The sequence below is a fragment of the Horticoccus luteus genome (genome assembly GCF_019464535.1).
Lineage (GTDB): Bacteria > Verrucomicrobiota > Verrucomicrobiia > Opitutales > Opitutaceae > Horticoccus > Horticoccus luteus.
This window is the reverse complement of record NZ_CP080507.1, coordinates 2,943,247-2,968,601: the sequence shown is the minus strand read 5'-3', so window position 1 is coordinate 2,968,601 and position 25,355 is coordinate 2,943,247. Positions and strand designations below refer to the sequence as shown.

The 25,355-nt window shown below is 64.8% G+C and carries 21 protein-coding genes; 10 read left to right on the top strand and 11 right to left on the bottom strand.

Annotation, left to right across the window (positions count from 1 at the left end):
• Positions 1–150 precede the first annotated feature (150 nt).
• Entirely contained in the window at positions 151–3,390 is a 3,240-nt protein-coding gene (gene carB, locus K0B96_RS12180; protein WP_220161169.1) for a carbamoyl-phosphate synthase large subunit, read from the bottom strand.
• A 322-nt stretch (positions 3,391–3,712) separates the two neighbouring features.
• Between carB and K0B96_RS12175 the strand changes: the two genes are divergently transcribed.
• Positions 3,713–4,126: a response regulator gene (locus K0B96_RS12175; protein WP_220161168.1), complete on the top strand. Its 414-nt coding sequence runs from the start codon at positions 3,713–3,715 to the stop codon at positions 4,124–4,126.
• Between the two features lie 22 nt (positions 4,127–4,148).
• Here K0B96_RS12175 and K0B96_RS12170 read toward each other — a convergent pair whose 3' ends face one another.
• The 5 genes from K0B96_RS12170 to K0B96_RS12150 form a co-directional block, all read right to left on the bottom strand.
• On the bottom strand, positions 4,149–5,318 hold the full coding sequence (locus K0B96_RS12170) for a sialidase family protein (RefSeq protein WP_220161167.1): 1,170 nt from the start codon (positions 5,316–5,318) through the stop codon (positions 4,149–4,151).
• Complete coding sequence (locus K0B96_RS12165; RefSeq protein ID WP_220161166.1) at positions 5,315–6,472, bottom strand: Gfo/Idh/MocA family protein; 1,158 nt, start codon at positions 6,470–6,472, stop codon at positions 5,315–5,317. The genes K0B96_RS12170 and K0B96_RS12165 overlap by 4 nt, the downstream gene beginning before the upstream one ends.
• A 90-nt stretch (positions 6,473–6,562) precedes the next feature.
• On the bottom strand, positions 6,563–7,603 hold the full coding sequence (locus K0B96_RS12160; protein ID WP_220161165.1) for a sugar phosphate isomerase/epimerase family protein: 1,041 nt from the start codon (positions 7,601–7,603) through the stop codon (positions 6,563–6,565).
• A gap of 265 nt (positions 7,604–7,868) precedes the next feature.
• A complete protein-coding gene (locus tag K0B96_RS12155; RefSeq protein ID WP_220161164.1) occupies positions 7,869–9,260 on the bottom strand; it encodes a DUF1343 domain-containing protein in 1,392 nt (463 codons plus the stop codon).
• Between the two features lie 8 nt (positions 9,261–9,268).
• Entirely contained in the window at positions 9,269–9,883 is a 615-nt protein-coding gene (locus K0B96_RS12150) for a DUF2062 domain-containing protein (protein WP_220161163.1), read from the bottom strand.
• Positions 9,884–10,033: 150 nt separating this feature from the next.
• On the opposite strand from K0B96_RS12150, the gene K0B96_RS12145 reads away from it, so the two are divergent.
• Positions 10,034–11,179, top strand: a complete 1,146-nt coding sequence (locus K0B96_RS12145) for a hypothetical protein (RefSeq protein WP_220161162.1) — start codon at positions 10,034–10,036, stop codon at positions 11,177–11,179.
• 149 nt (positions 11,180–11,328) lie between these two features.
• Here the strand turns inward: K0B96_RS12145 and K0B96_RS12140 are convergent, their stop codons facing one another.
• A complete protein-coding gene (locus tag K0B96_RS12140) occupies positions 11,329–12,483 on the bottom strand; it encodes a glycerate kinase (RefSeq protein ID WP_220161161.1) in 1,155 nt (384 codons plus the stop codon).
• A 21-nt stretch (positions 12,484–12,504) separates the two neighbouring features.
• Complete coding sequence (locus K0B96_RS12135; RefSeq protein WP_220161160.1) at positions 12,505–12,753, bottom strand: DUF1653 domain-containing protein; 249 nt, start codon at positions 12,751–12,753, stop codon at positions 12,505–12,507.
• Positions 12,754–12,885: 132 nt separating this feature from the next.
• Here K0B96_RS12135 and K0B96_RS12130 point away from each other — a divergent pair, with 132 nt between their 5' ends.
• Positions 12,886–13,578: a hypothetical protein gene (locus K0B96_RS12130; RefSeq protein WP_220161159.1), complete on the top strand. Its 693-nt coding sequence runs from the start codon at positions 12,886–12,888 to the stop codon at positions 13,576–13,578.
• Between the two features lie 196 nt (positions 13,579–13,774).
• Here K0B96_RS12130 and K0B96_RS12125 read toward each other — a convergent pair whose 3' ends face one another.
• Positions 13,775–15,403: a fucose isomerase gene (locus K0B96_RS12125; RefSeq protein ID WP_220161158.1), complete on the bottom strand. Its 1,629-nt coding sequence runs from the start codon at positions 15,401–15,403 to the stop codon at positions 13,775–13,777.
• A gap of 82 nt (positions 15,404–15,485) precedes the next feature.
• On the opposite strand from K0B96_RS12125, the gene K0B96_RS12120 reads away from it, so the two are divergent.
• Positions 15,486–16,388 carry a helix-turn-helix domain-containing protein gene (locus K0B96_RS12120; RefSeq protein WP_220161157.1) on the top strand — a complete coding sequence of 301 codons (903 nt, stop codon included), beginning with the start codon at positions 15,486–15,488 and terminating at the stop codon, positions 16,386–16,388.
• Positions 16,389–16,458: 70 nt separating this feature from the next.
• Here K0B96_RS12120 and K0B96_RS12115 read toward each other — a convergent pair whose 3' ends face one another.
• Both K0B96_RS12115 and K0B96_RS12110 read right to left on the bottom strand, forming a co-directional pair.
• A complete protein-coding gene (locus K0B96_RS12115) occupies positions 16,459–16,974 on the bottom strand; it encodes a BON domain-containing protein (RefSeq protein ID WP_220161156.1) in 516 nt (171 codons plus the stop codon).
• A 31-nt stretch (positions 16,975–17,005) separates the two neighbouring features.
• Positions 17,006–17,566 (bottom strand): BON domain-containing protein, encoded by a 561-nt coding sequence (locus K0B96_RS12110; protein ID WP_220161155.1) that lies wholly within the window; start codon positions 17,564–17,566, stop codon positions 17,006–17,008.
• 106 nt (positions 17,567–17,672) lie between these two features.
• Between K0B96_RS12110 and K0B96_RS12105 the strand changes: the two genes are divergently transcribed.
• From K0B96_RS12105 to K0B96_RS12080, 6 genes are all read left to right on the top strand, one after another.
• The gene (locus K0B96_RS12105; protein WP_220161154.1) at positions 17,673–18,455 is read left to right on the top strand and encodes a 3-ketoacyl-ACP reductase; all 783 of its coding nucleotides are present in this window, start codon (positions 17,673–17,675) and stop codon (positions 18,453–18,455) included.
• Positions 18,456–18,609: 154 nt separating this feature from the next.
• Positions 18,610–19,614 (top strand): SAM-dependent methyltransferase, encoded by a 1,005-nt coding sequence (locus K0B96_RS12100; protein WP_220161153.1) that lies wholly within the window; start codon positions 18,610–18,612, stop codon positions 19,612–19,614.
• An 87-nt stretch (positions 19,615–19,701) separates the two neighbouring features.
• On the top strand, positions 19,702–20,217 hold the full coding sequence (locus tag K0B96_RS12095) for a hypothetical protein (RefSeq protein ID WP_255558646.1): 516 nt from the start codon (positions 19,702–19,704) through the stop codon (positions 20,215–20,217).
• 1 nt (position 20,218) lies between these two features.
• Positions 20,219–21,892 (top strand): GxGYxYP domain-containing protein, encoded by a 1,674-nt coding sequence (locus K0B96_RS12090; protein WP_220161151.1) that lies wholly within the window; start codon positions 20,219–20,221, stop codon positions 21,890–21,892.
• A gap of 135 nt (positions 21,893–22,027) precedes the next feature.
• Positions 22,028–24,379 carry a TonB family protein gene (locus K0B96_RS12085; RefSeq protein WP_220161150.1) on the top strand — a complete coding sequence of 784 codons (2,352 nt, stop codon included), beginning with the start codon at positions 22,028–22,030 and terminating at the stop codon, positions 24,377–24,379.
• A 53-nt stretch (positions 24,380–24,432) separates the two neighbouring features.
• Positions 24,433–25,170 (top strand): TrmH family RNA methyltransferase, encoded by a 738-nt coding sequence (locus K0B96_RS12080; protein ID WP_220161149.1) that lies wholly within the window; start codon positions 24,433–24,435, stop codon positions 25,168–25,170.
• Positions 25,171–25,355 lie beyond the last annotated feature (185 nt).

The window sequence follows — 25,355 nt, the reverse complement described above, 5'->3', positions numbered from 1 at the left end:
CATGACCAACACGCCGCGAGCGCTGGCTTCAGCGCGGTGTCGCCGCCGAGGAATCGGGCACGCGTGTCAGCGGGCGATACCGGCGACGCTCTTCGTCACCGGTGTCTGACGGCGAGAAACGCGAGGCGCGCTTGCCGGGCAGGTGGGGCGTCAAACAACGACGACGTTGCCGCGATACTGCTGGATAGGCTTCACGCCGACGTGTTTCTCCCGGAGCGCGCGGATGCCTTCCACGGCGGCGGCAGCGCCGGTGATGGTGGTCATGATGCACACGTTGTGGGCATAGGCGGCGGAGCGGATGGCGTTTTCGTCGCGGCGCGGGATCATGCCGTTGGGCGTGTTGATCACCATCTGGATCTGGCCGTTCTTGATCAAGTCGACGGTGTTCGGGCGGCCCTCGGAGAGCTTGGCCACGCGTTTCACGGCGAGGCCGGCATCGAGGAGCGTCTGAGCGGTGCCGCTGGTGGAGAAGATGGTGAAGCCGAATTGTTCGAGGGTGCGCGCGATTTCAATGGCCCGCGGCTTGTCGGCGTCTTTGACCGAAAGAAACACGTTGCCCTTGGTCGGCAGGCCGGGTTTGGCCGCGGCCTGGGCTTTGGCGAACGCCACGCCGAGATCGGCGTCGAGGCCCATGACTTCGCCGGTGGAGCGCATTTCGGGGCCGAGCGCGATCGTCGCACCAGGGAAGCGGACGAAGGGAAACACGGCCTCCTTCACACACCAGTGCCTGGGCGTTTGTTCGCGCGTGAAACCGAGGTCCTTGAGCTTTGCGCCGGTCATGACTTTGGCGGCGAGTTTCGCGAGCGGAATGCCAATGGCTTTCGCCACGAAGGGGACGGTGCGGGACGCGCGGGGATTGACCTCGAGGACGTAGAGTTGGGCGCCCTTGATGGCGAACTGGATGTTCATCAGGCCGACGACGTTGAGCTCTTTCGCGAGCGCGTAAGTGGCACGGCGGACGGTCGCCAGCATGTCGGCGTTGAGCGTATGCGGAGGCATGACCATCGCCGCATCACCCGAGTGCACGCCGGCATACTCGATGTGTTCCAACATGCCGCCGATGACGGAAGTCTCGCCATCGCTGATGCAATCGACGTCAAGCTCGATGGCATCTTCGAGGAACTTGTCGATGAGCACGGGTTTCCCGGGCATGACGTCGAAGACCTGACGGACGACCGCCTTGAGTTCGTCTTCGCTGTAAAGGATGAACATGCCGCGGCCGCCGAGCACGAACGAGGGGCGCACGAGCACCGGATAGCCGATTTCGGCGGCACTGGTGAGCGCTTCATTTTCGCTCAACGCGGTGCGGTTGTCCGGCTGCTTGAGCCCGAGTTTGTTGAGGATGTTGACGAACAGCTTCCGATCCTCGGCGATCTCGATGCTCTCCGGTGAGGTGCCGATGATGTTGACGCCATTCGCCTTCAAGGCGCTCGCGAGATTCAGCGGGGTCTGGCCGCCGAACTGCACGATGGCGCCGTCGCATTTCTCCTGCTGATAAATTTCGAGCACGTCTTCGAGCGTGAGCGGCTCGAAATAGAGGCGGTCGCTCGTATCGTAGTCGGTCGAAACGGTCTCCGGGTTGGAGTTGACCATGACGCTTTCGTAGCCGAGTTCGCGCAGGGCGAAGCTGGCATGAACGCAGCAGTAGTCGAATTCGATGCCCTGGCCGATGCGGTTGGGACCGCCGCCGAGGATCATGATCTTCTTTTTGCCCGTCGGCGGCAGGATCTCGTTTTCGTCGCCGTAGCTCGAATAATAATACGGCGTGAATGCCTCAAATTCGGCGGCGCAGGTGTCGACGAGACGATACGTGGTCTCGATGCCGCGCTGGCGGCGCGCGGCGCGGACGGCGGCGAAATCACTGCCGAGGAGGTGCGCGAGTTGCACATCGGAGAAACCAAATTGTTTCGCGCGGCGCAGGAGCACCGGGTCGATGTTTTCGATGGTTTGTCCGCGGACGGCTTCCTCCATCTCCCAGATCTCGCGCAGTTGCACGAGGAACCAAGGATCGATCTTCGTGAGATCAAAAATCCGCTCGACGGAGTAACCGGCGCGAAAGGCGTGGCGGATGTAGAAGATCCGTTCGGCGTTGGGCGTGCCGAGCTTGGCGTTGATCACCTTTTCTTCGACGGGTTCGTCGCCGCCGTGCTTGCCACCGCCGCCGAAGCCGCGGGCGCCGATTTCCAGCGAGCGAAGGCACTTTTGCATCGATTCCTTAAACGTGCGGCCGATGGCCATCGCCTCGCCGACGGACTTCATGGCGGAGGTGAGGGTGGTGTCAGCGCCCGGGAATTTCTCGAACGTGAAGCGCGGGATTTTCGTGACGATGTAGTCGATCGTCGGTTCGAAACTGGCCGGGGTGAGGCGGGTGATATCGTTGCGCAGTTCGTCGAGGGCGTAGCCGACGGCGAGCTTGGCGGCGATTTTCGCGATGGGAAAGCCTGTGGCTTTCGACGCGAGGGCGGACGAGCGCGACACCCGCGGATTCATCTCGATGACGACCATGCGGCCGGTCACAGGATCGACGGAAAACTGGATGTTGGAGCCGCCGGTCTCGACGCCGATCTCGCGGATGACCGCGAAGGAGGCATCGCGCATGACCTGATATTCCTTGTCGGTGAGCGTCATCGCCGGCGCGACGGTGATCGAGTCGCCGGTGTGGACGCCCATCGGATCGAAATTCTCGATGGAGCAGATGACGACGCACTGATCCTTGTGATCGCGCATCACCTCCATCTCGTATTCCTTCCAGCCGAGGAGGCATTCCTCGACGAGGACTTCGTGCACGGGGGAGAGGTCCAGGCCGTTGGCGACGATGAGTTCGAACTCTTCGCGGTTGTAGGCGATGCCGCCGCCGGAGCCGCCGAGCGTAAAGGAAGGGCGGATGATGAGCGGATACATCGCCAACATTTCCGCGGCCGCGCGGGCTTCTTCCATCGACTTGACGGTGCGCGAGCGGGCGACGTCGAGGCCGATTTTGACCATGGCCTGCTTGAACAACTCGCGGTCTTCGCCCTTGGCGATCGCGTCGGGTTTCGCGCCGATCATCTCCACGCCGTATTTCGCGAGGATGCCGGCTTTATCGAGGTCCATCGACAGGTTGAGGGCCGTCTGTCCACCCAGGGTCGGGAGGAGGGCGGACGGGCGCTCGGCGGCGATGATTTTCTCGAGAAAGGGAACGGTGAGCGGCTCGATGTAGGTGACATCGGCGAACTCCGGGTCGGTCATGATCGTGGCCGGATTGGAGTTCACCAGGATGACGCGGTAGCCTTCTTCACGGAGGGCCTTGCAGGCTTGGGTGCCGGAATAATCAAACTCGCACGCCTGACCGATGACGATGGGGCCAGCGCCGATAATAAGAATGGACTTCAGATCAGTTCGTTTGGGCATGAGCGTGGATTTCGCTGAGGTTTGGCCCCGCCGAAACATGCGGCAAGCGGGAAAGCATGGCGCGGGCCGGCGAACCAAAATCCAGCGCACGCAACCGCGGAAAAAGCGCAACCAAATCGCACTAAACGTGACTATTTTAGCGGGCGACCACAGACGCCTTGTAAATCCATTCTAAAACGTGAATTTCGGCGGGACTAAGCCTCGCCGGCGTCCACAAAGGCACTAATCTGTCCGTCGGCCCTTCGTGCTTCCGTGCGATGGCTGTCGCTTTCCTTACTCCTGCTTCGCTATGCGTGCGGCCTCTGCACATGCTCCAATCTTGGTGGTCGAAGACGACCCCGATGCGGTATTTTTTATCCGTCGCCTCCTGCAAAAGGCCGGCACGAACCATCCGGTGGAAGTGATGGCGGACGGGGAGGAAGCGATCGCCTTTCTCGAAAAGAGCGACGCTGGCCGGCCGTTGCTGGTCTTTCTCGATTTACGCCTGCCGCGCATCGACGGTTTCGGCGTGCTAAAGTGGATCCGTCAGCGCCCGGAATTCACGGACATGTTGACGGTCATTCTTTCGACCTCCGACGAAAATAGCGACGTGAAGCGCGCCTACGAGCTGGGCGCCGACGGCTATTTGCCGAAATTTCCGACCAGTGCGGAAGTGCGAGCCGTGGTCGATGCCGCCCACGAGGCGGCGGAAGAGCGGCCGACGTTGCCCGGTTTGACGCGACCGCGGCGCGAATGACGCACCGCCGCCGCGCGGGGCCTTATTTCGCCGGCTCGGGCAACCACCGCACCACGCCCATGTGGTAGCGGTAATGCGCGGGGACGCCGCGGCTGTAATACGCGGTAATGAGCGTGCCGCTCGGAGCGACCGCCGTGCACGGATACCCACCATCGCGCCCGGGCTTCGCGGCCGTCGGGTCGTCCGTGGAGCCTTCAAGGTCAACGAGGAGGCGCGGGGATGACCATTCGGTCGCGGTGGGATCGCCGTAGCGCTCGCAGATCGCCCACAGACCTTCGTTGCGCACGCCGTAGCTGAGGAGAACGCGGCCATCGGGCAATGTAATCAAATCCGCGGGATGCTGGCCGCCCAACGTGAGCGGCCCTTCGAACTGCCACGTCGCCCCGCCGTCGTGCGAGCGGTAGGCATCGACGTGAGCATCTCCCGCCGTGCGCGAGGCAGCGTAGAGATCGCCGTTGGCGAGACGCAGCCAGGCGGTCTCGTTGTGCGCGGCGTTTTCGCTGAAATGACCGCGCTCCTGCCAGGTTTCCCCGCCATCACGGCTGGTGTAAAAATGAACCGCATCGCCGTAGAGCATCACGCCGAGCCGGCCGTCCGCGAGTGGCGCGATCGGACCGTAGGGAACGAGGGCGTGGCCGGTGGTTTGCCGCGGCGCGACGAGCGCGGAAAACTGTTTCCACGTGCGTCCGCGGTCGTGCGAAATTGCGGGCACGGCGTCGAGCGTATGCGCATCGCGAAACATCGTGCGGCCGACGCGATCGGATTCGGCGGAGGAGGCGGCCGTCCAAGTCGCGGGCAGACGTTTATCCCAGCCTACCACGAGGGCGACGTAAGTGCCGTCCGCGGCGACTCCGGCGGCGAGGTTCATGCGATTTTCTCCCGGCGCATACGGCACGGGGATGCCGGTGCGGTGCCACGTGCGGCCCTCATCGGTGCTGTTCCAGCACTCGACGGCGCCCTCGATGTAGCCGTGGTAGGGATTGGGCCAGACCATGGCGGAGATCTCGCCGCCGGGCAGCACGGTGAGCCGCGGCCACGCACAGGCGCCGTCGATCGCAAGGTAGCGTTCGTAGAGTGGGAATGCCGGCAGCGTGCTTCCGCGCGACACCGGCACAGCGAAAGCCGCGGCCAGCGCAGCGACGGCGCAGGCGAGGCCGAAGCGCGTGCGCACGGACATGGCGGGGCGGTTCACGCCGAGGGGAATTTAGTCCAACGCGCGCCGGCCTTGGAGCTCTTCACGACGGTGTCGATGAACAGCATGCCGTCGACGCCATCGTCGATCGTGGGGAAATCGCAGTCGGCAGGAATCGGTTGGCCGGAAACTTCGGCGGCAATCGCGCGAAACGCCTCCAGATAGAGGTTGGCGAATGCTTCGAGGTAGCCTTCCGGATGCCCCGCGGGGATGCGCGTGAAGGGCGCCAGCTTGGGGTCGAGGTAGCCGTTGCCGCGCCGCCAGATTTGCCGGGGCTGGTCGGGAAACTTGAGCACGAGCTCGTTCGGGTATTCTTGATGCCACTCGAGCGCCGCCTTCTCGCCGTAGACGCGGATGTTGAGATTGTTTTCGTCGCCCACGCAGATTTGCGACGAGTGGAGAATGCCCTTCGCGCCGCCCTTGAAGCGCAGCAGGATGTTGCCGTCGTCGTCGAGTTTGCGGCCTTTGACGAAGGTCGAGAGATCGGCGCAAAGCGTGTCGATGCGCAGGCCGGTGATGTAGCGGGCGAGGTTCTCGGCGTGCGTGCCGATATCGCCCATGCAACCGGCGGCGCCGCTGCGTTTGGGGTCGGTGCGCCACGCGGCCTGCTTCTGGCCGCTGGCTTCGAGATGCGTGCTGAGCCAGCCTTGCGGATACTCCACGATGACTTTGCGCACGTGCCCGAGCGCGCCGGATTGCACAAGGAGGCGCGCCTGTTTCACCATCACATTGCCGGTGTAATTGTGCGTGAGGACGAAGACCTTTTTCGTCTTCTTCACGATCGCGCGGAGGCGCTTGGCTTCGGCGAGATTGAAGGTGACCGGCTTGTCGCAGACGACGTTGAAACCTTGCTCGAGAAACAGCTTCGCGGGCGGGAAGTGCTGGTGATTGGGCGTGACGATGACGACGAAATCGAGGCGGTCAGCGGCGGGGCGTCGCGCTTCCGCCACGGCCATTTCCTGATAACTGCCGTAGGCGCGGGCGGGGTCGACGAAGAGATCGGCGCCCGAGGCCTTGGAGCGTTCGGCGTCGCTTGAAAACGCGCCGGCCACGAGCTCGGCCTTGCCGTCCATCAACGCTGCGATGCGATGCACCGCGCCAATAAATGCGCCGCGCCCGCCGCCGATCATGCCGAAACGAAGTTTTCTGTTCATGGAGTTTTGAGTGGTTGCCACGGAGGCGCGGAGAAGCGGAGTGGGGTATAAAAACCTCCGGACCTCAGCGTCTCCGTGGCAAAAGGTTGATCAGCCCTTTTTGTCGAAGGCGGCGTCGAAGGCGACGGCGCTGGGCGGGAAATCGATTTTGCGGACGAACGCGGCCGCTTCGGTGCCGCCGTGCACGCGATCCATGCGGATGTCCTCCCACTCGACGGAGAGCGGTCCGCGGTAGCCGACGTCGTTGAGGGCGACGATGATTTCTTCGAAATTGATATCGCCGTGGCCGAGCGAACGGAAATCCCACGCGCGCCGCGCGTCGCCGAAACTCACATGGCCGCCGAAAACGCCGACGGTGCCGTCGCCATGGCCCCACCACACGTCTTTCATGTGGGCGTGGTAAAGCCGGTCGCCGAAGGTGCGGATGAACTTCACGTAGTCGACGCCTTGGTAGCCGAGATGGGACGGGTCGTAATTGAACCCGAAACGGCGGTGACCTTTCACGGCGGCGACGGCGCGCTGGGCACTGGCGATATCGAACGCGATTTCGGTCGGGTGAACTTCGAGGGCGAAGTTGACGTTGACCTTGTCGAAGGCCTCGAGGATCGGGCCGAAGCGTTTCGCGAAGTCGGCGTAACCGGCGTCCCAAAACGCCTGCGAGGTGGGCGGAAACGCGTAGAGGGAATGCCAGATGCTGGAGCCGGTGAAGCCGTTGACGACGGCGGGAAAATCATCCGTGGCGCCGCGGCCGGGCTTCGCGTTGAAGAACGCGCGGGCGGCTTTGGCGGTGAGCGCGAGTTTCTTGGCGGCGCGTTTGCGCACTCCCTCCGGATTGCCGTCGCCCCAGACGTCCGGCGGCAGGATTGCCTGGTGGCGTTCGTCGATCAGGTCGCAGACGGCCTGGCCGACGAGATGGCTGGAAACGGCGAAACACGTGAGGCCGTGATCGGCGAGGAGCGCCCATTTTTCCGCGCAATATTTTTTCGACGCGGCGGCTTGATCGGGGTCGAAGTGGTCGCCCCAACAGGCGAGTTCGACGCCGTCGTAGCCCATTTTTTTGACGAGCGGAGCGAGTTCGGTGAGCGGAAGATCGGCCCATTGGCCGGTGAAGAGCGTGACGGGTCTAGGCATGACGGGATTGTAGGGGGAAAGGGTCCGGCGTGACGCCGCGAGTGCAGCCGAGTGTTTCTCCGCCGGGCGGAGCGGCAAGCGGAAAGCGGCGGAAAAGTCGGCGGCAGACAATCATGGCAGCCGTTGAGGAAATACGCGCGCGACCGCCGAGCGGCGGGTGGGCAGCGACGCGCCCAACGATTCGTGATTCGCGCGCGGCGAGGGAGATGAGTTTCACCAATCGACGCAGGCCGGACGCGACTTGGCGAGGGGGACGACCGCGGCTTCAGCGATACAACCAGTAGCGCTTGCTCTGCTCCTGGTAGATTTTGGATTTGGCGCGCCAGTCGGCCAACCAGGCGTTGAGATTGATCTGCGCACCGTCGCGACGGAGGGCGTTGAAAAACTCCGTCGAGCCCATGTGACGCAGGAAGCCGCTGGGATCGCCGGTGCGAAACGGGTTGCGGGCATCGAGCTTACAGGCGAGGCGCATGAGGTAGAAGCTGAGCTCGGTGGGATTCCAGTCGTCCCAATCATTGACGATCACATAAACGCCGGTCGCGGGCTTGCCAGTGCGGCCGGTGACGCTGACGCGTTGGAACGCGAGGCCGGGGATCTTGAGCGCGCGCAATTCCCGTTCCAGGTCGTCGGTCTTGACCGATTTGTGCGAGAGGCCGAGAAACGCGTAATAATCGCCGACGCCGTGGCGGAAGCCGATGTCGAACTTCGACGCGGGATCAAAATACGTGCCGAGGCCGACCATCGCGTAGCCGACACAGGCGCCGAAGTCCTGGATCATGGGCGAGGTGGGCACCCATTTGAGGCCGGTCTCGGGCCAGCGCATGCGGCGCGTCCAGCCGCGCATCGGCACGACGGTGAGTTTACCGCGGGCGCGGACGGCGTCGGGGATGTTCATCACTTTGGGGATGTCCATCACGCCGGGCGCTTCCTTGGCCATGCGCGCGAGTTCGCCGATCGTGAGGCCGTGCACGTAGGGAACGCGAAACGCGCCGACGTAGCTCTTCCACTGCGGGTCGAGCGGAGGACCGTCGGCCTTCAGGCCGCCGAGAGGATTGGGCCGGTCGAGCACGATGACTTCGACGTTGTTTTCGAAACACGCGGCCATCGTGTAGAGCATGCAGCTGGAAAACGTGTAGCTGCGGGTGCCGATGTCCTGCAGGTCGATGACCATCGCATCGAGGCCTTTGAGCATCGCTTTGGTCGGCATGCGGTATTTGCCGTAAAGCGAAAACACGGGGAGGCCGGTGCGCTTGTCGATGGTGTTGGCAATGGGTTTTTCCGCCGGGGCATCGCCATAGACGCCATGTTCGGGGCCGTAGAGTGCGACGAGTTTCACGCCGGGCGCGTGGCGCAGGACGTCGATCGTGCTCACGCCGCGGCGGTTGACGCCGGCGGGATGCGTGAGGAGGCCGATGCGTTTGCCTTTGACGAGGTCGAAGCCGCGCTCCTCGAGCACGTCGATGCCGAGCATGACGGGAAAGGGTGCGGGGGTGCGCGTCGCCGGGGCGTTGGCAATCGAGGGCGGGTTAAACGCGACGGGCCGGACGGCGGCGGGGCGGGTAGGCGCGGGGTTCGCGCTGCAACCGAAAAGTCCGAGGGCGAGAACGAAGCAAGTGAGCAGCGGCTCGAGAAAGAGGGAGCGCGAAAAACCAACCATGGGCGCGGTCACTGTGGTGGCGCATTGGAACGCGTCGAGCGGGAACGGGGCGGCCGGTGGATTTTGTGGCGGGCATGGCTCGCGGCGCCGAGCCGCCAGGCCAGGTCGAGCACGAGCCCAAGAGCCAGGCCGCTCAACGTGCCGCCGAGCACGAGGGCGTTGAACGCGGTGCCGATGCGATGTCGCCAAGGATGGGGATGAGGCGAGGGGTGGCGGACGGAGGCGGAGTCCGCGCTCAGTTCGTCGCGCGGCGGCGCCTCGACGGCGCCATCGCTGATGGGCGCGGAGATCGCGTGTTCGTCGGGGCTGCGGCCGATGCCGGTCGAGTGGATGATGGCCGCGCCCAGTTGATGCGTGGCGTAGTAGATCGGGGCGGCGGTGAAGGGATTGGTGATGAACTGCAGTCCGCCCAGAATCATGAAATTGCTGCGCAGGAGCAGCGACAAGAGGAGGGCGAGCGGGAGTTGCACGCCCATCACGGGCAGCAGCGAGAGCACGGAGCCGGCGTAGAGGGCGGGGCGGACGTGGGCGGATTTGAACGACCACAAATAAGCGCGGCGGCGAGCGGCGGCGGCGAAGCGGCCCACGAACGGATAGCGATGGAACACGGCGCGCCGCGGCATGAAGCGCAGGAATCGCTTCGCGCGGCGCACGTTCGCGCGGTGCCTCGCTGGGTCGTCGTGAGGTTCAAACATCCGTCGTCACCAAAGAGATTGGGCGGGCGGGCGCAAGCGAGGTTCGCTTTTCGCCGCGCAACGTGGCAAAGCGGGCGCATGAAACTCGAGCGGCACTTGGGCCAGCGTTGCTGGCGTTTACAAAACGGGACCGTGGATGCGTGGCTCACCGAGCGGGGCGGTCAACTGGCGCCCGTCACTTTTCAACTGGGCAACGGGAAGGCGGTGCAGCCCTTCGCCATCGCCCCCTGGGCCGAGGAAAAGGTGGCGGCGGACACGCCGCAGATGTTGCGCGTGTTGCGCGGCGATTTTTTCTGCGCGCCGTTTGGCGGCAACGAAACGCCGTGGCGGGGCGAAAAATTCCCGCCGCACGGCGAGCCGGCGAATGACGTGTGGAAGCTCGTGGACGGCGAGGCGCGCGGCGAGGTCGCCCGGTTGCATACGCGGATGGACCTGACGGTGCGGGCGGGACGTGTGGATAAATACATCACGGTGCGCGAGGGCCACTCGGCGGTGTATTGTGAAAATATCCTCAGCGGCATGCGCGGGCCGATGGCGATCGGCACGCATCCATGTCTTCAGTTTCCGGATGAGCCGGGCGTGGCGCGGGTTTCGACCAGCGCATTTGCGTTTGGGGTGACGCCGCCGGGATTGTTCGAACAGCCCGAGTCGGGCGGCTACGCCTCATTGAAGGTCAACGCACGCTTCCGCTCGCTGCAGCGCGTGCCGCGCGCGGATGGCGAGGTGGCGGATTTGTCGCGTTATCCGGCGCGGCGGGGCTACGAGGATTTGGTGATGTTGGTGGGGCCGGCGAAGCCGCGCGGCCTGGGCTGGAGTGCGGTGACGTTTCCGGGCGAAGGCTATGTCTTTTTCGCACTCAAGGACCCGACGGTGCTGCGGCACACCGTGCTCTGGCACTCGAACGGCGGGCGCTACTACGCACCGTGGAGCGGGCGGCATCGCAACGTGCTCGGGGTCGAGGAGGTGACGGCGTATTTTCACTACGGTCTGGCGGCGTCAGCGAAACCCAACGCGCTGAATCGCGCGGGCGTGCCGACGACGGTGCAACTCGATCCGAAGCAGCCGCTGCGCGTGGCGCATATCCTCGCGATGGCGGCGGTGCCGCGGGGCTTCGACGAAGTGAAGTCAATCGTGCCGGTGGAGAGCGGCGTGTGGTTGATCGCGCGCAGCGGAAAGCGGGTTTTCGCGCCGCTGGATGTCGATTTTCTCGGGGCGGGAGAATGACGGCGCGAGGGGCGGATGCGCGAGACGCGCCGGTTGGTCCGCGGGCCTGAGGTGGTGGGCCGGGCGCTCCGCGCGCGGCTGATTGAACGTCGTAGTTAACGCCGCCGCGCGGCGGAGCGCACGGCCACCGGCAAAGTCGCGAGCGCGGGTCAACTGAAGGCGCGTTGCACGCTGGCGGCGAGGTTCTGCGGCGCGGTGCGCAACGCTTCGGGTAACGGGGTGCCGGGCGGCGTGATCGCGTGCAGCGAAAGGCCCGGGCGCGAGGCGGCGAGGACCGCGCCGGCGAAGACGAGGACGGGCTTCGTGAGCGCGAGGGCGCGTGCGGCGATGGCGCCGGGGCCTTTGCCTTCGAGCGAACTGGCGTCGAATCGGCCTTCGCCGGTGATCACGATATCCGCGGCGGCGAGGCGTTTTTCCAAATCCAGCCAGGAGCTTACGAGATCGAAGCCGGGGAGGAGTCGGGCGCCGGTTGCCGCCATCAAGCCGAATGCGATCCCACCGGCAGCTCCGGCACCGGAAACGTCGAGCAAGGAAATGGATTGGCGCGTGTGAGCGCACAGCAGATGCGCGAGGCGAGCGCTTTCGGCTTCAAGGCGGGCGTGGTCGGTGGCGCGCAGACCTTTTTGCGGGCCGTAAACCGCGGCCGCGCCCCGCGGGCCGAGCAGCGGATTAGTGACATCGCACGCGATGCGGATCGGGGGCAGAGGAAGAGCGGAGCCGCGGATGGCGGCGATGCGCGGCCACGTCGCGGGGAGCGGAGGATGAATCGGAACGCCGGCGCCGTCGTGAAAGGAGAAACCGAGTTCCGCGAGCGCGGTGAGGCCAAGGTCGTTGGTCGCGCTGCCACCGACGCCGAGCAGAATCGCGGCGGCGCCGAGATCGGCGGCGGCGCGGATGAGCTGGCCGGTGCCCTGCGCTGAAGCGTGCCACGGATCGCGGGCGTCGGTGGAGAGGAGCGCGAGTCCGCTGGCGGACGCCATTTCGATGATCGCGATTCGCGCATCGGCCGGGGCGGCCGGAAGGTCGAGCAAGGTGCGGGCTGCGGCGGGAATGTGGTTGAGCGGCACGAGGCCGAAATGTGCCGTCGTCGGTGCGCCGCGAGGTCCCGTGACGGTGCGGACAATGAGTTGCCCGTCCGCGGCGCGCGTGAGGATTTCCGCGAAACCTTCGCCACCATCGGCGAGAGGACAAAGGTCGAGCTCCCAAGTGGGCTGCCGCGTGCGCAAACAGTCCGCCGCGATCGCACACGCGGCGGGCGCGGTGAGGGAGTCTTTGAATTTGTCGAAAGCGAGGAGGACGCGCATGGGGAAGAGTAGCGCCCCAGGTTACAAAGGATCGTCGGCGACGAAGGTGAAGCGGGGCACGGCGGCGCCGGCGTGGGTGATGGTTTCGGAGAACATGGCCGCGGGGCGCACCCAGAGGCCGCGCTCGCCGTAGAGGGCTTGATAGACGACGAGCGGTTCAAGCGTTTCCGAGTGCCGCGCGAGGCCGAGGACGCGGTAGTCGCGGCCTTTGTAGTGGCGATAGCGGCCGGGCCGGGGTTCGGCGGGAAGCGGAGGGAGCGATGAACTCATGGGAAACGAGCGCGGAGGAGAATGGGGTTTGGTGGAAGAATCAAATGCTGCCTGCGCTGTCGCGACCGAGGTGGCTGGAACAAAACGGTGGCAGGTCCGTCGCAAGCGGCTACGCTTTTTCCTGTGCACGCGGTGACTCAACGTTGGGTGCGCTTCTTCCCCTGGCTGGCATTGACCGGTGCGGTGGCGTTCGCGGGGCCGGACGCGCGGCGAGAGAGCGCAGTGAACGAGAAGGCGGCGTCGGCGCCGAGCGATGCGACGGGAGTCAAACACCCGCGGGCGGTGTCGCCTCATCTGGCCGCGGCGCTCGCGGAGAAGATGCCGAAATTTGCTCCGGAAGCGGCGGCGCACGCCGCACCTAAAGCGCCCGGGCAGGCTGAGGCCGAGGCGGAGGTGCCCGGTGATCAGCCGGCGAACGGCATCGTGCGGTTGCCGCGCTATGTGGTCCGCGAAGAGAAGCCGCCGAGTGACCGCGATGTGCGTTCGCCGCGGGGGCTGGAGGCGCACGCGATGGACAAATACATGGGCGCGCCCGGCGGGTTTTCGCGCGGAGTGCTCAATCGATTCACGTTCGGGCAGGCGTGGGACCGATGGATCAAGGGGCGCGTGCCGATCCTGGGACGATTCGATTGGGAGGTGACCCAGGAAAACGAGGCGATGAAACGCTACTACGACGACGAATTCCGGAAAGAATTGCGCGGGCTCGTCGACTTCGACGTGGGCGCGCAAACGTTGTCGTCGCGGAAGGGCCGCGCGCGGGACGACAAAAGCGAACCGTCAACGGATAAGTCGACGGAGGGGAAGAAGGCGGACGGCACGCACTGACCCTTTTGCGCGGAGCGCCGCGCTGGATGCCTCCCGCGAATGACGCGAATCTGCGCGAAATTCGGAGGAATCGAGGACGCGGTGCACGCACGCGCGGCGTGTGAGCCGCGCGACGGAGCGCACGGCCCACCTGTTGACCGCACTTCGCGGAGCGTTTTACGAGCGGCGCGCGGAGGCGACGCTCGTGCCGCGAGAGTTAAAACTTTCCGCCGTCGGCTTTGGTGCCGCAGAGGCTGACTTCGAGGCCGAGGTCGGCGGCGAGGGCAGCTTTGGTGTAGAGCGCGAGGTCGGCGTCTTTTGCCGATTTCGCGTAGGCGACGTGGATGTGGTTGGCTTTGTGGCGGGCCATCATCTGGTCGCGAGAGACGCCGTAAGTGACCGCGTGCATGATCGGCCATTGCACGGTGGTTTCCTGCCAGCGGCGCTCGGTTTCCTCCTGAGGCAACGCGATGACCTTCGCGCGGCCGAGGTCCATTTTCAGTTTGCCGCCTTCGACGAACACGCGGCTCCAGACGATTTCGCCGGGCTTGGCGATGCCGCGCACGGTGCCACCGCCGAGACGGAAATACATCGGTGGCTGGCGCAGGGAATCAGTGCCGGCGTAACCGTTGATGTGATGCGCGGGCGGCGCGCTGCCCGAAATGAGAAACACCCACACGTATTCCTTGGTGGTGCCGGACGCGTCGTAATCGCCCCAGCGGAGATCGTGCAGGGTATTTTCGACGGGCTGGCCGAGGGCTTGATGGACGCGCTGGGTGAGCAGGCCGTCGAGCCCGGCGCATTCGTCGACCTCGTTGAAATGCGTGAGCGGCGCGCCGTCGCGGATGATCTCGCCTTGCGCGTTGGCGACGGGCGGGCGATCGGCGTTGTTCAAGATGCCTTCGGCGAGATCGGAGGCGGGCAGCAGATCCTTGAGGCCCTGCTGATATTGGATGCCGATGGTCTCACAGCCGAATTCGTCGGCGATGCGCAGGGCGGCGATGTAGATTTTGCACTGCGCGAGCACCTGCGCCTCGGTGAGATCCGTGGCGGGGTTGGTGCCGAAGTGGAATTTCATCCCGCGGGCCTTGAGCCAGTCGAACACGCCGCGGGCTTCGGCATCGGTGACCTGCGTGGTGGCGTAGTAGAGGGCCGATTGCGAGAGACGCTCCTTGTAAACGCCGCAGGGAAACAAGAGTTCATCGGGCACGATGGCGTTATACATGCCCATGCAGCCTTCGTCGAAAATGCCCATGATGGACTTCCGGCGGCGGAGGTCGTCGGCGATTTTTTTCGCGACGGTGCGGGCCTTGGGCGGCACGGCGGTGCGGGCGAGGGGGCGGACGTGCGTGGTCTTGTGCTTGAGCGAACCGGTCTTGAGCCAGGTTTGCAGACCGGCGGTGAAAAATTCGTCGGTGAAATCCGCGCTCCACAGCGTGGAATATTTGACGCCGGCCTTCGTGAGCGAGCCGTTGAGGTTGAGCATGCCGACGAGGCCCGGCCACGTGCCGCTCCAATTGGCGACGGTGAGGATGGGTCCGCGATGCGAGATGAGGCCGTGCAACACGTGGTGCGAATATTGCCAGACGGCTTCGGCGACGATGAGCGGGGCGTCGGGGTTGAGGCCGGCGAAAACGGCCATGCCTTCTTTTTGGGAGCCGATGAAGCCGTGTTTGGCAGCGGGCTTGTAGGGGTGCGCGCGGACGAGCTTGTAGCCGAGTTTCTTCAAGGCGGCGGCGAGCTGCTGTTCCATGGCGTGCTGGGCGGCCCAGCAGGCTTCGTTGGCGGAGGCGCGCAAGTCGCCATTGGCGACGAGCAAGACGGTTTTGGCGGGGAGCTTGGGCATGGCGGGGAAGGTCGTTGCTAGATAAAATTGGCTGGCAGCAGCGGTGAAGGAACGAGTATGCCCGTGAGCAAACCGGAGCGGAATGGATACTTTGCGAAAAAAGCTGGATAAAATTGGCGCCCGCCGGCGCCGAGAACTGCTGTCGGAACAGGTGAGCGGGGCGCGTTATTTTTTTCTCCAGCTCGCGCCCGGCCGGGGAGTGGGCTGCCGGCCCGCGCTGGGCGGGCGAGAGCGGTGCAATTCAGATTACCGGATCGAACGAGCGAGCTACGGTTACCATGGCTTGGAATACGTGGCGGAGGGGCGGGGCAGCGTCACGCTGGACGGCGCGACGCACGAGATCGCGGCGGGCACGGTGTTTGCCTACGGATTAAAGACGCGGTGCGGCATCGCGACGGACGCCGCCGCGCCCATGGTGAAGTATTTCGTTTGCCTCGCGGGCCAGGGAAGCGCGGCGCGGCTGGCGCGGGCGGGCGTGGCGCCGGGCGGGGTGCGACGATTGGCCGCGCATGCGGAAATGCGCGATTTGTTTGAGGAGCTGATTCACGACGCGCAGCGGGCGACACCGGTGGCCCGGGAGCTTGCGAGTGCGCGGCTGGAGGTGTTGCTGCTGAAGTTGGAGGAGCAAATGGACGTGCAGGCGCGGGGCGGTGATCCGGCGCGGGAACGTTTTCTCCGCTGCAAGATGTTGATCGACGAAAACGCGGCGACACTCTCGACGTTGGAAGAAATCGCCGGGATCGCGGGCTTGGACGGGTCGAGCGTCTGCCGGTTGTTTCGCCGGCATCACGGCGGCAGTCCGTATCAATATCTGCTACGCCGGAAGATGACGCTCGCGGCCGAGCAACTCGTGGAGAACGGCGGCTTGGTGAAGGAGGCGGCGGCGCGCGTGGGGTTCGCCGATGCGTATCACTTTTCGCGCTGCTTCAAGGCCGTGCATGGCGTGGCCCCGCGGGAGTTGCTGAGGCACCGCCGCGGGGGATGAGGGCGGGCGGAACCGGGAACGTTTGAACGGCTCTCGGCGGGCGCCGAGAGCCGCACGCGAGACCCGACGTTTACTTCGCGCGCGGCGAGAGGTCGGCTTTCACGTTGGTGACGCCGTCGGTGTCGAGGGCGAGCGCCACGGCTTTGCCGGCGAGGTCGGGGGAGGCGACGGAGCCGCGCAGGGAAACGTGCCCATCGCGGCAATCGATGTTGATGTCGAAGGCGGAAAGTTCGCGATCGAGCATGTATTTCGCTTTGATCACGGTGACGATGCGCGCATCGGTCATGCGTTCGCCGACGACCGCGGCTTTGGAGCGAACGATTTCGCCGGTTTTGGCGAGGTCGGCTTTGATGTCGTCGCCGGTGAGATGCCAGTCGTGAAGCTTTTCAGAAAGGGTGTCCCGCGCGTTGGCGGCGGCGTCGCGAGATTCGCTCGCGGCGCGCCCCGCCGTCTCGCGGGTTTTGTCACCGAGGCTGGCGCCGGTTCCCGGGCTTGATCGACCGGGAGCGGACTCGCTGCGTTCGTAGACGTGGACGGCGTAGCCGCCGACCACAAGTCCGATGAGAAAGAAGAAGAGTTTGCCCATGCTGGAATGAGGGCTGAAACCCGCCGGAAGCTCAACCGTTGTTCTTCACGACGAGCTTCGAAACGACTTGGCGAACGCCATCGGTGTTCAAGGCGATCGCGATGGCGCGACCGATTTGCTCGGGTGAATCGACGCTGCCGGTGAGGGTGACGACGTCCTTGTTGGTATCGACGTCGATTTTCCACATCGAGAGGCCGGAGTCGGTGGCGTATTTGGCGTTGATCGTGGAGGTGATGCGGGCGGTGTCGAAGGCGGAGGACGTGCTGGCGGCGGCGGCACTGGACTTGGAACGCACGACTTCACCCGACTTGCGGAGGTCGGCTTTGATGTCGTCGCCCGTCAGGTGCCAGTCTTGCAGCTTGTCCTGAATGGCGTCGCCCGCCTTGTGCGCGGCATCGCCGACTTTATCGGCGGCGTCGCGGCTGGCGTCAGCGACTTTGTCACCGGCCGTGCGCATGTCATGGTCGGCCGCGGCGGTCGTGTCTGACATGGTGTTATTGGTCGTGGTGGTGGTGTAGCCGTCGTTCTTTTTGGAACAACCGAGAACGAGCAGGCTGCTGACAGCCGTGAGAAGGAGAGTGAATTTTTTCATCGTGAACAAAGAGTTATGAGGCGATGGACCCAGCATCGGGACGTTGGTTCGCGGATGGCGGCAAATTGTCTGGCGGGGCGGTGGGAGGTCATGCTTGCTCGCGCGCATGGCTTCGAAAACAGCTCTCGTCACGGGTGCCTCGCGCGGGATCGGCCGCGGCATCGCGATCGAACTGGCCCGCGCGGGTTGCCGCGTGGCCATCAATTATGCGGGCAACGCGCAGGCCGCCGGAGAGGCGTTGGCGTTGGTGAAGGCGGCGGGCGGGGATGGGTTCACCGTGCAGGGCGATGTGGCTTCGGCGGAGGATCGCGCGCGGGTGATCGCCGAGGTCGTCGAGAAATTCGGGCGGCTCGATCTTTTGGTGAACAACGCGGGCGTGGCGCCGAACGTGCGGGCGGATTTGCTCGAGGCGGGCGAGGAGAGTTTCGACCGCTTGTATGCGATCAACCTGAAGGGACCGTATTTCCTGACGCAGCTCGCGGCGAAGCAGATGTTGCAACAGGAGCCGGACGCGGAGGGGTTTCGCGGGCGGATCGTGAACATCACATCGATCTCGGTTTATACGGCGTCGATCAACCGCGGCGATTACTGCATGGTGAAGGCGGGGCTGGCGATGATGACGAAGCTCTTCGCCGAGCGCCTCGCGAACGATGGGATCAATGTTTACGAGCTGCGGCCGGGCGTGATCGCGACGGACATGACCGGCGGGGTGAAGGAAAAATACGACAAGCTGATTTTGCACGACGAGCGCGGGATCACGCCGATCCGGCGGTGGGGGAAGCCGGAGGATGTGGGTCGCGCGGTGCGCGCGATCGCGGAGGACCGGTTCCCGTTTTCGACGGGCGCGGTGTTCGACATCGACGGCGGGTTTCATCTGCAGCGGTTGTGAGCTGATCGAGATCACCGGGTGCGTGTTGCAGCGAAGGGCGCGAGTCACGCCGGGCTCGCGCGCACGCTGTTGGGGAAACCATGGTGGCCGGTGCGCATGAGCGCCGCGAACGATTCGGCTCGCGGCGCAAACGAGGACGGGCACGTTCGGCGCGATGTTGCTCACCTGCCAGGCTGGTTTCGAAGCGTTGCTCGCGCGCGAGTTGACGGAGCTGCATGGCGCGACGGTGGCCGAGAGCGGGGCGGGCTGGGTGCGGTTGGAAACGGCGCTCGACGAGCGAGGGGTCGAGCGGATGGCGATGGCGCATTTCACGTTGCGCGAACCGGTGGAGGTTCGCGGGGAATCGGTGAACGCGCTGGCGGGGCAGATTGCGAAATTTTTTCTCACGCGGCTCAAAGGTGAACGCATCGAAGGCACGTGGCCGAGCGTGTGGCTCGGGCCGGCGGAAATGGTGGGGCTGGGACGGCGCATCGGCGCGGTGGAAAACGCGTGCGGCGAGGCGCTCAAAAAGCGTTTGTCGCGGGTGGCGAAGCTGGCAACGCCGGAGCTGCCGCGGGGCGCGGGCGCGGTGCGGGGGTTGTTTGTTTTCTTTACGGATTTCGGCCGCGCGTGGGTGTCGCGGGACGCGTTCGTGCACGGCGCGAGGCGGATGGCGGACGATCCGCTGGCGCCCTCGCGTTCCTATCTGAAAGTCGAGGAAGCGTATGGAGTGCTCGGGCGCGAGCCGCAGGCGGGCGAGCTCGTGGTCGATTTGGGCGCGGCGCCGGGCGGTTGGAGTTACAGCGCGGCGAAGCGCGGAGCGCGGGTCCTCGCGGTCGACAATGGTCCGCTGAAAGGCGGCGCGCTCGATCATCCGCAGATCGAACACCGGCGGGAGGACGCGTTTCGCTACGCGCCGGCGGAGGGCGGTGTGGACTGGTTGTTCTGCGATTTGGTCGAGGAGCCGCACCATGTGTTGCAACATATCGTGGGACCGTGGCTCGCGCGGGGCTGGTGCCGTCGCTTTGTGGTGAATCTTAAATTCGGGCGGGTGGACGCGATCGGCCTCCTGCGCGAACTCGCGGCGGCGGAGTCGCCGCTGGCGCGAGCCCAGGCGGTGCGCGTGCGGCATTTGTTTCACGACCGCGAGGAATTCACGGTGGTCGGTGAAATGGTCTAAGTTCCGCGGGCGAAGGAAATTTTCAGCATCTTTCGCCTAGTCTTTCCGCGAGCGGCGGAGTTGGGTGGCGGGATGAAACGCGCAATCTTGGCTTTAGTTTTTGGCGCGCTGGTGCTGGGGCGCCTCGGCGCCGCCGATTCGGCCTTCAATGGCCGTTGGCGGCTCGATGTGCCGCGCAGCACGGCGCTGGATGGCTGGACGACGTGGGATCTCGTCGTCGCGGTCGACGGCTCGAAGGTGTCGCTCCAGCATGACATGACCTGGGGCAAGACGCAGGAGAGCTCCACCGACGTGGTGGACACGGCGGCGCCGGCCGACGTGAAGGATTTCTTCCGCGTGGAACAGCGGCACATGGCGGTCTATCCGCGGCGCGGAGAGAAGACGCACGTGACGGCCAAGTGGCTCGACGACGGGCGCACGTTGCGCGTGGAAGCGGTGGCGCCGATCGAGATTTCGCAGGGCGACCGCACGATGCGTCTTTATCAGGAATACCGGCTCGTCGAGGGCGATCAGGATCTCGTGCTGATCGAGCTGCACAATACGCGGAATCGTCCGCTGGTTTATCGATTCAAGAAAGTGCCGGCGAAGGCGGCGAAGCAGTAACATGAAAAAATATCTCTCTTTTGTTTTGATCGCGGCCGTGGCGGCGCTGGGCGCGTCCCACGCTGGCGCGGCGGAAAACACGTCCTCCGCGCCGGCGGTGCAGACGCCGGAGGCGCACCACGCGTGGGTGATGCACTTCGATGGAAACTGGCTGGTGAAGGAAGGGCTGCCGGAGAAGGCGATGTTGATCAGCCTGCAGGGGCTGGCGAATCGCACGGCGCCGCGGCTCTACATCATCCACCCGAAGGATTATCAGTGGGAGATCACGGAGCCCCTGTATGAGTTTTACGAGCGCAAGCACGGCGTGGAGTTCACGCCGATCGCCAACGCCAACGACGCGCTCACGCAGTTCGCGCGTTATGCGAAGGGCTACGTCGTCTGGGACACGCAAGTGGAGCCGTCGCTGAACGTGGCGTTTACGATCGCGGGGTTGGAGGATGCGGTCGTGGTGAGCGAAGCGTTGATCCCGCTCGCCGAGCAGCACGGGTTGAAGAAAATCGATGACTTGCGCGGGCGTTATGCAGGCCAGACCGACGCCCAGATCTATCAAGATGCTTATAATCATTACTGGGCGCGATGCACGAAGGACGCCGTGATGTTGATGGGCGGACACCGGGGCGGCATTCGCATGCCGGGCATGGCGGACTGGGGCGTGCGGCAGAAGATGTTTTTCGAGGATTTGTCGGCGGATCCGAAGGATGCGGCGGAGCTCGCGCTGGAACGCAAAATCCTCTCCGAACTGAAGCCAGGCTCGACGGTGTTTGGCTGGCATCCGTATGGCAAAGACACCGAGGAGCAGCACACGACGTTGCTCTCGAGTTACGGGTTGAAGATGGAAGGACTGCACAACCTGCCGAACCTGAGTTTCAATTGTCAGTTCACGTTCACGCCGGGTTTCAAGTTCACGAACAACAACAACGTGCCGCTCGACGCGAAGCTCACGGCAAAGCCGAAGGTTTATCTCGCGTTTGTGCAGTCCGACTCGATCGGGATCGGCGTCTGGACGAAGCCGGGGCGCGGCAAACTGCCGTTTGCGTGGCAGGTGACGATGAACTGGACGAAGTTTTCGCCGGCGGCGCTGGAGTATTTCCACGAGAGCGCCACGCCGAACGACTACTTTATCGGCGGTCTTTCGGGGCCGGGCTACATGTATCCGAACCATATTCCGGCGGATCGCTTTCCGGGATTGATGGCCGAGGCGCGCAAACTGATGGCGCAGCTCGACGAGCATGTGATGGAGATCATGGACAACTCGGCGGCCGATGGAAACCTGGGCAACGCGGATCTCACGAAGGCGACCGTCGATGCATATTATAAAGCGTTTCCGGATGTGATCGGATTCATCAACGGCTACGGTCCGGCGCGGACGCGCGATCTGCGCGACACGCGGCCGATGATTTCCTACGAATACTACATCAATCCGAAGCGGCCCCGCGAGGAGGTGGCGGCGGACTTGAACGAGATGATCGCGCTGAACACGAAGCGGCCGTATTTCTTGCTCGTGCACGTGCGCGAGTCGAACGACGTGAACAGCCTGATCGAAGTCACGAAGCAACTCGACGGCCCGACGGAGATCGTGCCGCTGGACGTCTTCCTGAAACTCGCCGCGAGCAACAAGACGTATACGACGCGTTATCAGGACCCGAACGAGCCGAAGCACTTCAAGGGATTCTGACGCGCGGCAACGCCTTCCTTAGAGTAACAAACGCCCGCTGCGAGCGGGCGTTTTTGTTTTCTCAGACGGCATTCGAACTGGGGCGATAATTATTGTTGGCGTCGCGCCGTCGGCGGCGTGGACTCGCCTGCCCCTATGCGACGTGTTTTCCCCATCTGGCTGGTGGTCGTGCTTGGAATAGCGTCTGTCAACGTCGGGTATGCGGCGGGACTCCAATTGGCATGCCGCGTGGATGGCGAGTTGGCGCCCATCGCAGCCGTCGACGGGAAGCAGATTTTTGTGACGGTGGGTGGCAAGACCGTGGCGGCGCCGGCCGGCGCGGAATGGACGTTGACCGGGGAGGTGCGGGAGAACGCGCGTTTGCTGTGCTGGTCGCCCAGCTATTCGATTTCCCGGCGTCCGGAGCAACCACCGGGGGCGAGCCTGCGGGCGGGGGAGCTCGTGGCGGCGGTAGGCGTGGCCCGAGGAATGAGGGGGATTCGGTCGGCCGGGTGGCAGGAATATTGGGAAGGACATGAAGCGGAGCCCGCGGTGGTGGTCTTTGCGTGGCTGATCGACGGGAAGCTTACACATATCGCCGCGCAAGCGGTGCCGGTCGTCACGTCGACGACCATATTCAAACGAACGGTGACGATTCCGTTGACGGAAGATGAGGCACGAGGGCAGCCGGTGTTACTGCGATGGGATGCGCAGGGCTGGGTGCCGGCGCGGCCGTTTTTACCGAGTCCGCGGGTGCAGGCGGCGCTGGTGGACATGATGTTGAACGGCCGGACCGATTTCACGGCGTTATCGAAGAAGGAAGTCAACGAGGCGGGACGCGGAGGACCGACGCTGCTGCATTTGGCCGCAGAAGCCGGACTGGCGTCGGCGGTTAGCGGTCTCGTGCAGGCCAAGGCGAAAGTTGACATCGGCCGCGACGGAGGGAGGTCTACGCCGCTGCATTGGGCGGCGGAGAAGGGACGGGAGGCGGCGGTGGGAGCACTGTTGGCGGCGGGAGCGGCGCAGGACAGCGAGGACGAAAGAGGTGCCACGCCACTCTTGTTCGCGAGCGGCGGAGGCCATGCGGGTGTCGTGCGCGAATTGTTACGGGCGCATGCGGATGCGGATAAGAGGGATGACAGCGGACGGACTCCGATGGCGGCCGCGATCAATGAAAACCAACTGGCCGTGGCCGAGATCCTCGCGGAGCAGGACGGGGACAGAGGTCGGCAATCGCACCAGCTCGATCGCGTGCTGATTTCGAAGATTTATTCCGGCCGAAAAGGCATGGCGAAATTTCTCCTGGCGCGGGGCGCGCAAACGAAAGCGGAAAGCCGTGGACGAACGGCGTTGATCGCCGCGACAGCGTGGGACGATCCGGAGTTCGTGGATCTGCTGTTGCGAGCGGGTGCGCCGGTTTCGGCCGCGACGAAGAATGGGATCACCGCATTGATGTCGGCCGCCTTGCAGGGATACGTCGTGGTCGTGCAACACCTGCTCATCGCGCACGCTCCGGCCGATGCCGTGTCGGCGGATGGTCGCACGGCTTTGCACTACGCGGCCGTGGGAGGTGATGGGGAAACAGTGAAAGCGTTGTTGCAAGCGGGCGCTTCGGTGGCGGCCGCCGACCGGGCGGGACTGCAGCCGCTGGACCTGGCGCTTCTTTACGGACATGCCGAAGCCGCGCGGTTGCTGGCGAATCACGGCGCCCGCGTGGACGTGAAAGGGAAAAATGCGGAGAGTAACATCGAAGCGGCGGTGGGGCTCGATCTCGAGAACGTGTTAAAGCGGGCAATCGAGGATGGATGGGACATCCGCGTGAAATTGCACGGAAACTGGCCGATCTTGCAGGTGGCGAAACTTTGTCATGCGAAACGGTGTGCCGCCGTGCTGGAGGCGGCCGGGGCGGATGACGTCAATGGGCCGACGGTCGTGACCGCGCGGAAGCTCGATGCGCAACCGAAGTTGAAGACTATGGTGATGCCATCGGATCCACGCAATTACTGGTCCGGAGCTTTACCGCGCGCGACGGTCACGGTGGAGGTCGTGATCGACGGTGAAGGAAGGGTGCTGTTTCCGCGGGTGCAGGCGGGAGAGCGGGCGTTGGCGACGGAGGCCCTGGCGGCAATTCGGGAATGGCGCTTTCAGCCGTTGCGGGCCGAAGGGAAACCAGCCGCGGCACGATTCCTTCTGCCGGTCGTGTTCAATGACGTGGCGGCGATTTCAGAGAACGCCGACGTGGATGTGGCGCCCAAGCCGCTCAAGCGGGTGGCTCCTTTCTATCCCCGCGCGGCGTTGGCGGCGGGAGTTACGGGCATCGTCACGGTCGATTTCATCGTCGACGAGAGCGGGAGGGTTCTGGATGCCGCGATTGTTTTGTCGTCGGAGCCGCTTTTCGAAGAACCGGCGCTTGAGGCCTTGCGGCAATGGAAGTTCTCGCCGGCCGAACGCAATGGCCAGCCGGTGAGGTTTCATTTGCAGGTGCCGATCGAATTCCAACTGGATTAAGGCCGGCCAATTCCGGAGTGGTGTTGCGTCGCTGACCGGCATCGACTGCTCGGATGAAAGGCGGGGAACTCACGATTTGCGGGCTGGCGGCGGTGCGGGCGCGGTTTGCGCGGGATGCGGCGTCGATCAAGCGGTTGTTCTTCGATCGCGAGACGAGCCGGAAGGTCGGCGCAATGTGCAAGGCGCTCGCGGAATCGAAACGCGTTTACCGCTGCGTGGAAACCGCGGAGCTCGCGAAGATCGCGGGCTCGATCCATCACGGCGGCATTGTGGCGATCGTAGCAGCGCCGGCGTTGCGAGCGCCGACGGCGGCGGAGTTGAAGGCGTGGGCGGCGCGCGGTGAGGCGGTGCTCCTGCTCGATCGCATCGGCAACGCGCACAATCTGGGCGCGCTGGCACGGACGGCGGGATTTTTCGGCGTGAACAAGATCGTGCTGCCCGACGATCCGGCGGCGGCGCGGCCGGGCGAGGCGGCATTTCGCGTGGCGGAGGGCGGGCTCGAAGCGGTGGATGTTTTTTGCGTGCCGGGGCTGGCGGCGTTGGTGCGCGCGTTGATCGCGGCCGGTTATGATGTCGCGGGCGCGGCGGCGCGGGGCGGGCGGCCGGAGGCGAAAGGGAGAGAGGGCAGGCCGGTCGCGCTCGTGCTCGGCAACGAGGAACATGGCCTGGCGGCGGACGTGGCGGCGGCGTGTTCGCGGCTGGTGACGATTCCGGGCAGTGGGCGCGTGGAGTCGCTTAACGTGTCGGTGGCAGGAGCGGTGTTGATGTGGGAGTTGTTTGGCCGCAGGTAGCGTGCCGGCACGGCGGACGTGGGGGATCTGCTCGCGAATGGCACGCATGGTCGGGAAGGGGCAACGGCGCCGAGAGCGACGCGCGCGAGATGGGCGCGGCGACGAGCGCCGGTCCTACGGGGTGCGGGCGCGGCTACCGCGTTTGGCGTAAAGGGGCGCGGGGGTTGGGTTTCGCGTGGACCCGT

Bases quoted from the DNA above. Each gene is read 5' to 3' on its own strand.
- K0B96_RS12125 (WP_220161158.1), bottom strand. From the start codon at position 15,403: ATGCCCAAGCTCCCCGCCAAAACCGTCTTGCTCGTCGCCAATGGCGAC.
- K0B96_RS12110 (WP_220161155.1), bottom strand. From the start codon at position 17,566: ATGAAAAAATTCACTCTCCTTCTCACGGCTGTCAGCAGCCTGCTCGTT.
- K0B96_RS12150 (WP_220161163.1), bottom strand. From the start codon at position 9,883: ATGCCGCGGCGCGCCGTGTTCCATCGCTATCCGTTCGTGGGCCGCTTC.
- K0B96_RS12155 (WP_220161164.1), bottom strand. From the start codon at position 9,260: ATGGTTGGTTTTTCGCGCTCCCTCTTTCTCGAGCCGCTGCTCACTTGC.
- K0B96_RS12100 (WP_220161153.1), top strand. From the start codon at position 18,610: ATGTTGCTCACCTGCCAGGCTGGTTTCGAAGCGTTGCTCGCGCGCGAG.
- K0B96_RS12085 (WP_220161150.1), top strand. From the start codon at position 22,028: ATGCGACGTGTTTTCCCCATCTGGCTGGTGGTCGTGCTTGGAATAGCG.
- K0B96_RS12135 (WP_220161160.1), bottom strand. From the start codon at position 12,753: ATGAGTTCATCGCTCCCTCCGCTTCCCGCCGAACCCCGGCCCGGCCGC.
- K0B96_RS12160 (WP_220161165.1), bottom strand. From the start codon at position 7,603: ATGCCTAGACCCGTCACGCTCTTCACCGGCCAATGGGCCGATCTTCCG.
- K0B96_RS12105 (WP_220161154.1), top strand. From the start codon at position 17,673: ATGGCTTCGAAAACAGCTCTCGTCACGGGTGCCTCGCGCGGGATCGGC.
- K0B96_RS12165 (WP_220161166.1), bottom strand. From the start codon at position 6,472: ATGAACAGAAAACTTCGTTTCGGCATGATCGGCGGCGGGCGCGGCGCA.
- K0B96_RS12115 (WP_220161156.1), bottom strand. From the start codon at position 16,974: ATGGGCAAACTCTTCTTCTTTCTCATCGGACTTGTGGTCGGCGGCTAC.
- carB (WP_220161169.1), bottom strand. From the start codon at position 3,390: ATGCCCAAACGAACTGATCTGAAGTCCATTCTTATTATCGGCGCTGGC.
- K0B96_RS12090 (WP_220161151.1), top strand. From the start codon at position 20,219: ATGAAAAAATATCTCTCTTTTGTTTTGATCGCGGCCGTGGCGGCGCTG.
- K0B96_RS12080 (WP_220161149.1), top strand. From the start codon at position 24,433: ATGAAAGGCGGGGAACTCACGATTTGCGGGCTGGCGGCGGTGCGGGCG.
- K0B96_RS12145 (WP_220161162.1), top strand. From the start codon at position 10,034: ATGAAACTCGAGCGGCACTTGGGCCAGCGTTGCTGGCGTTTACAAAAC.
- K0B96_RS12140 (WP_220161161.1), bottom strand. From the start codon at position 12,483: ATGCGCGTCCTCCTCGCTTTCGACAAATTCAAAGACTCCCTCACCGCG.
- K0B96_RS12120 (WP_220161157.1), top strand. From the start codon at position 15,486: ATGGATACTTTGCGAAAAAAGCTGGATAAAATTGGCGCCCGCCGGCGC.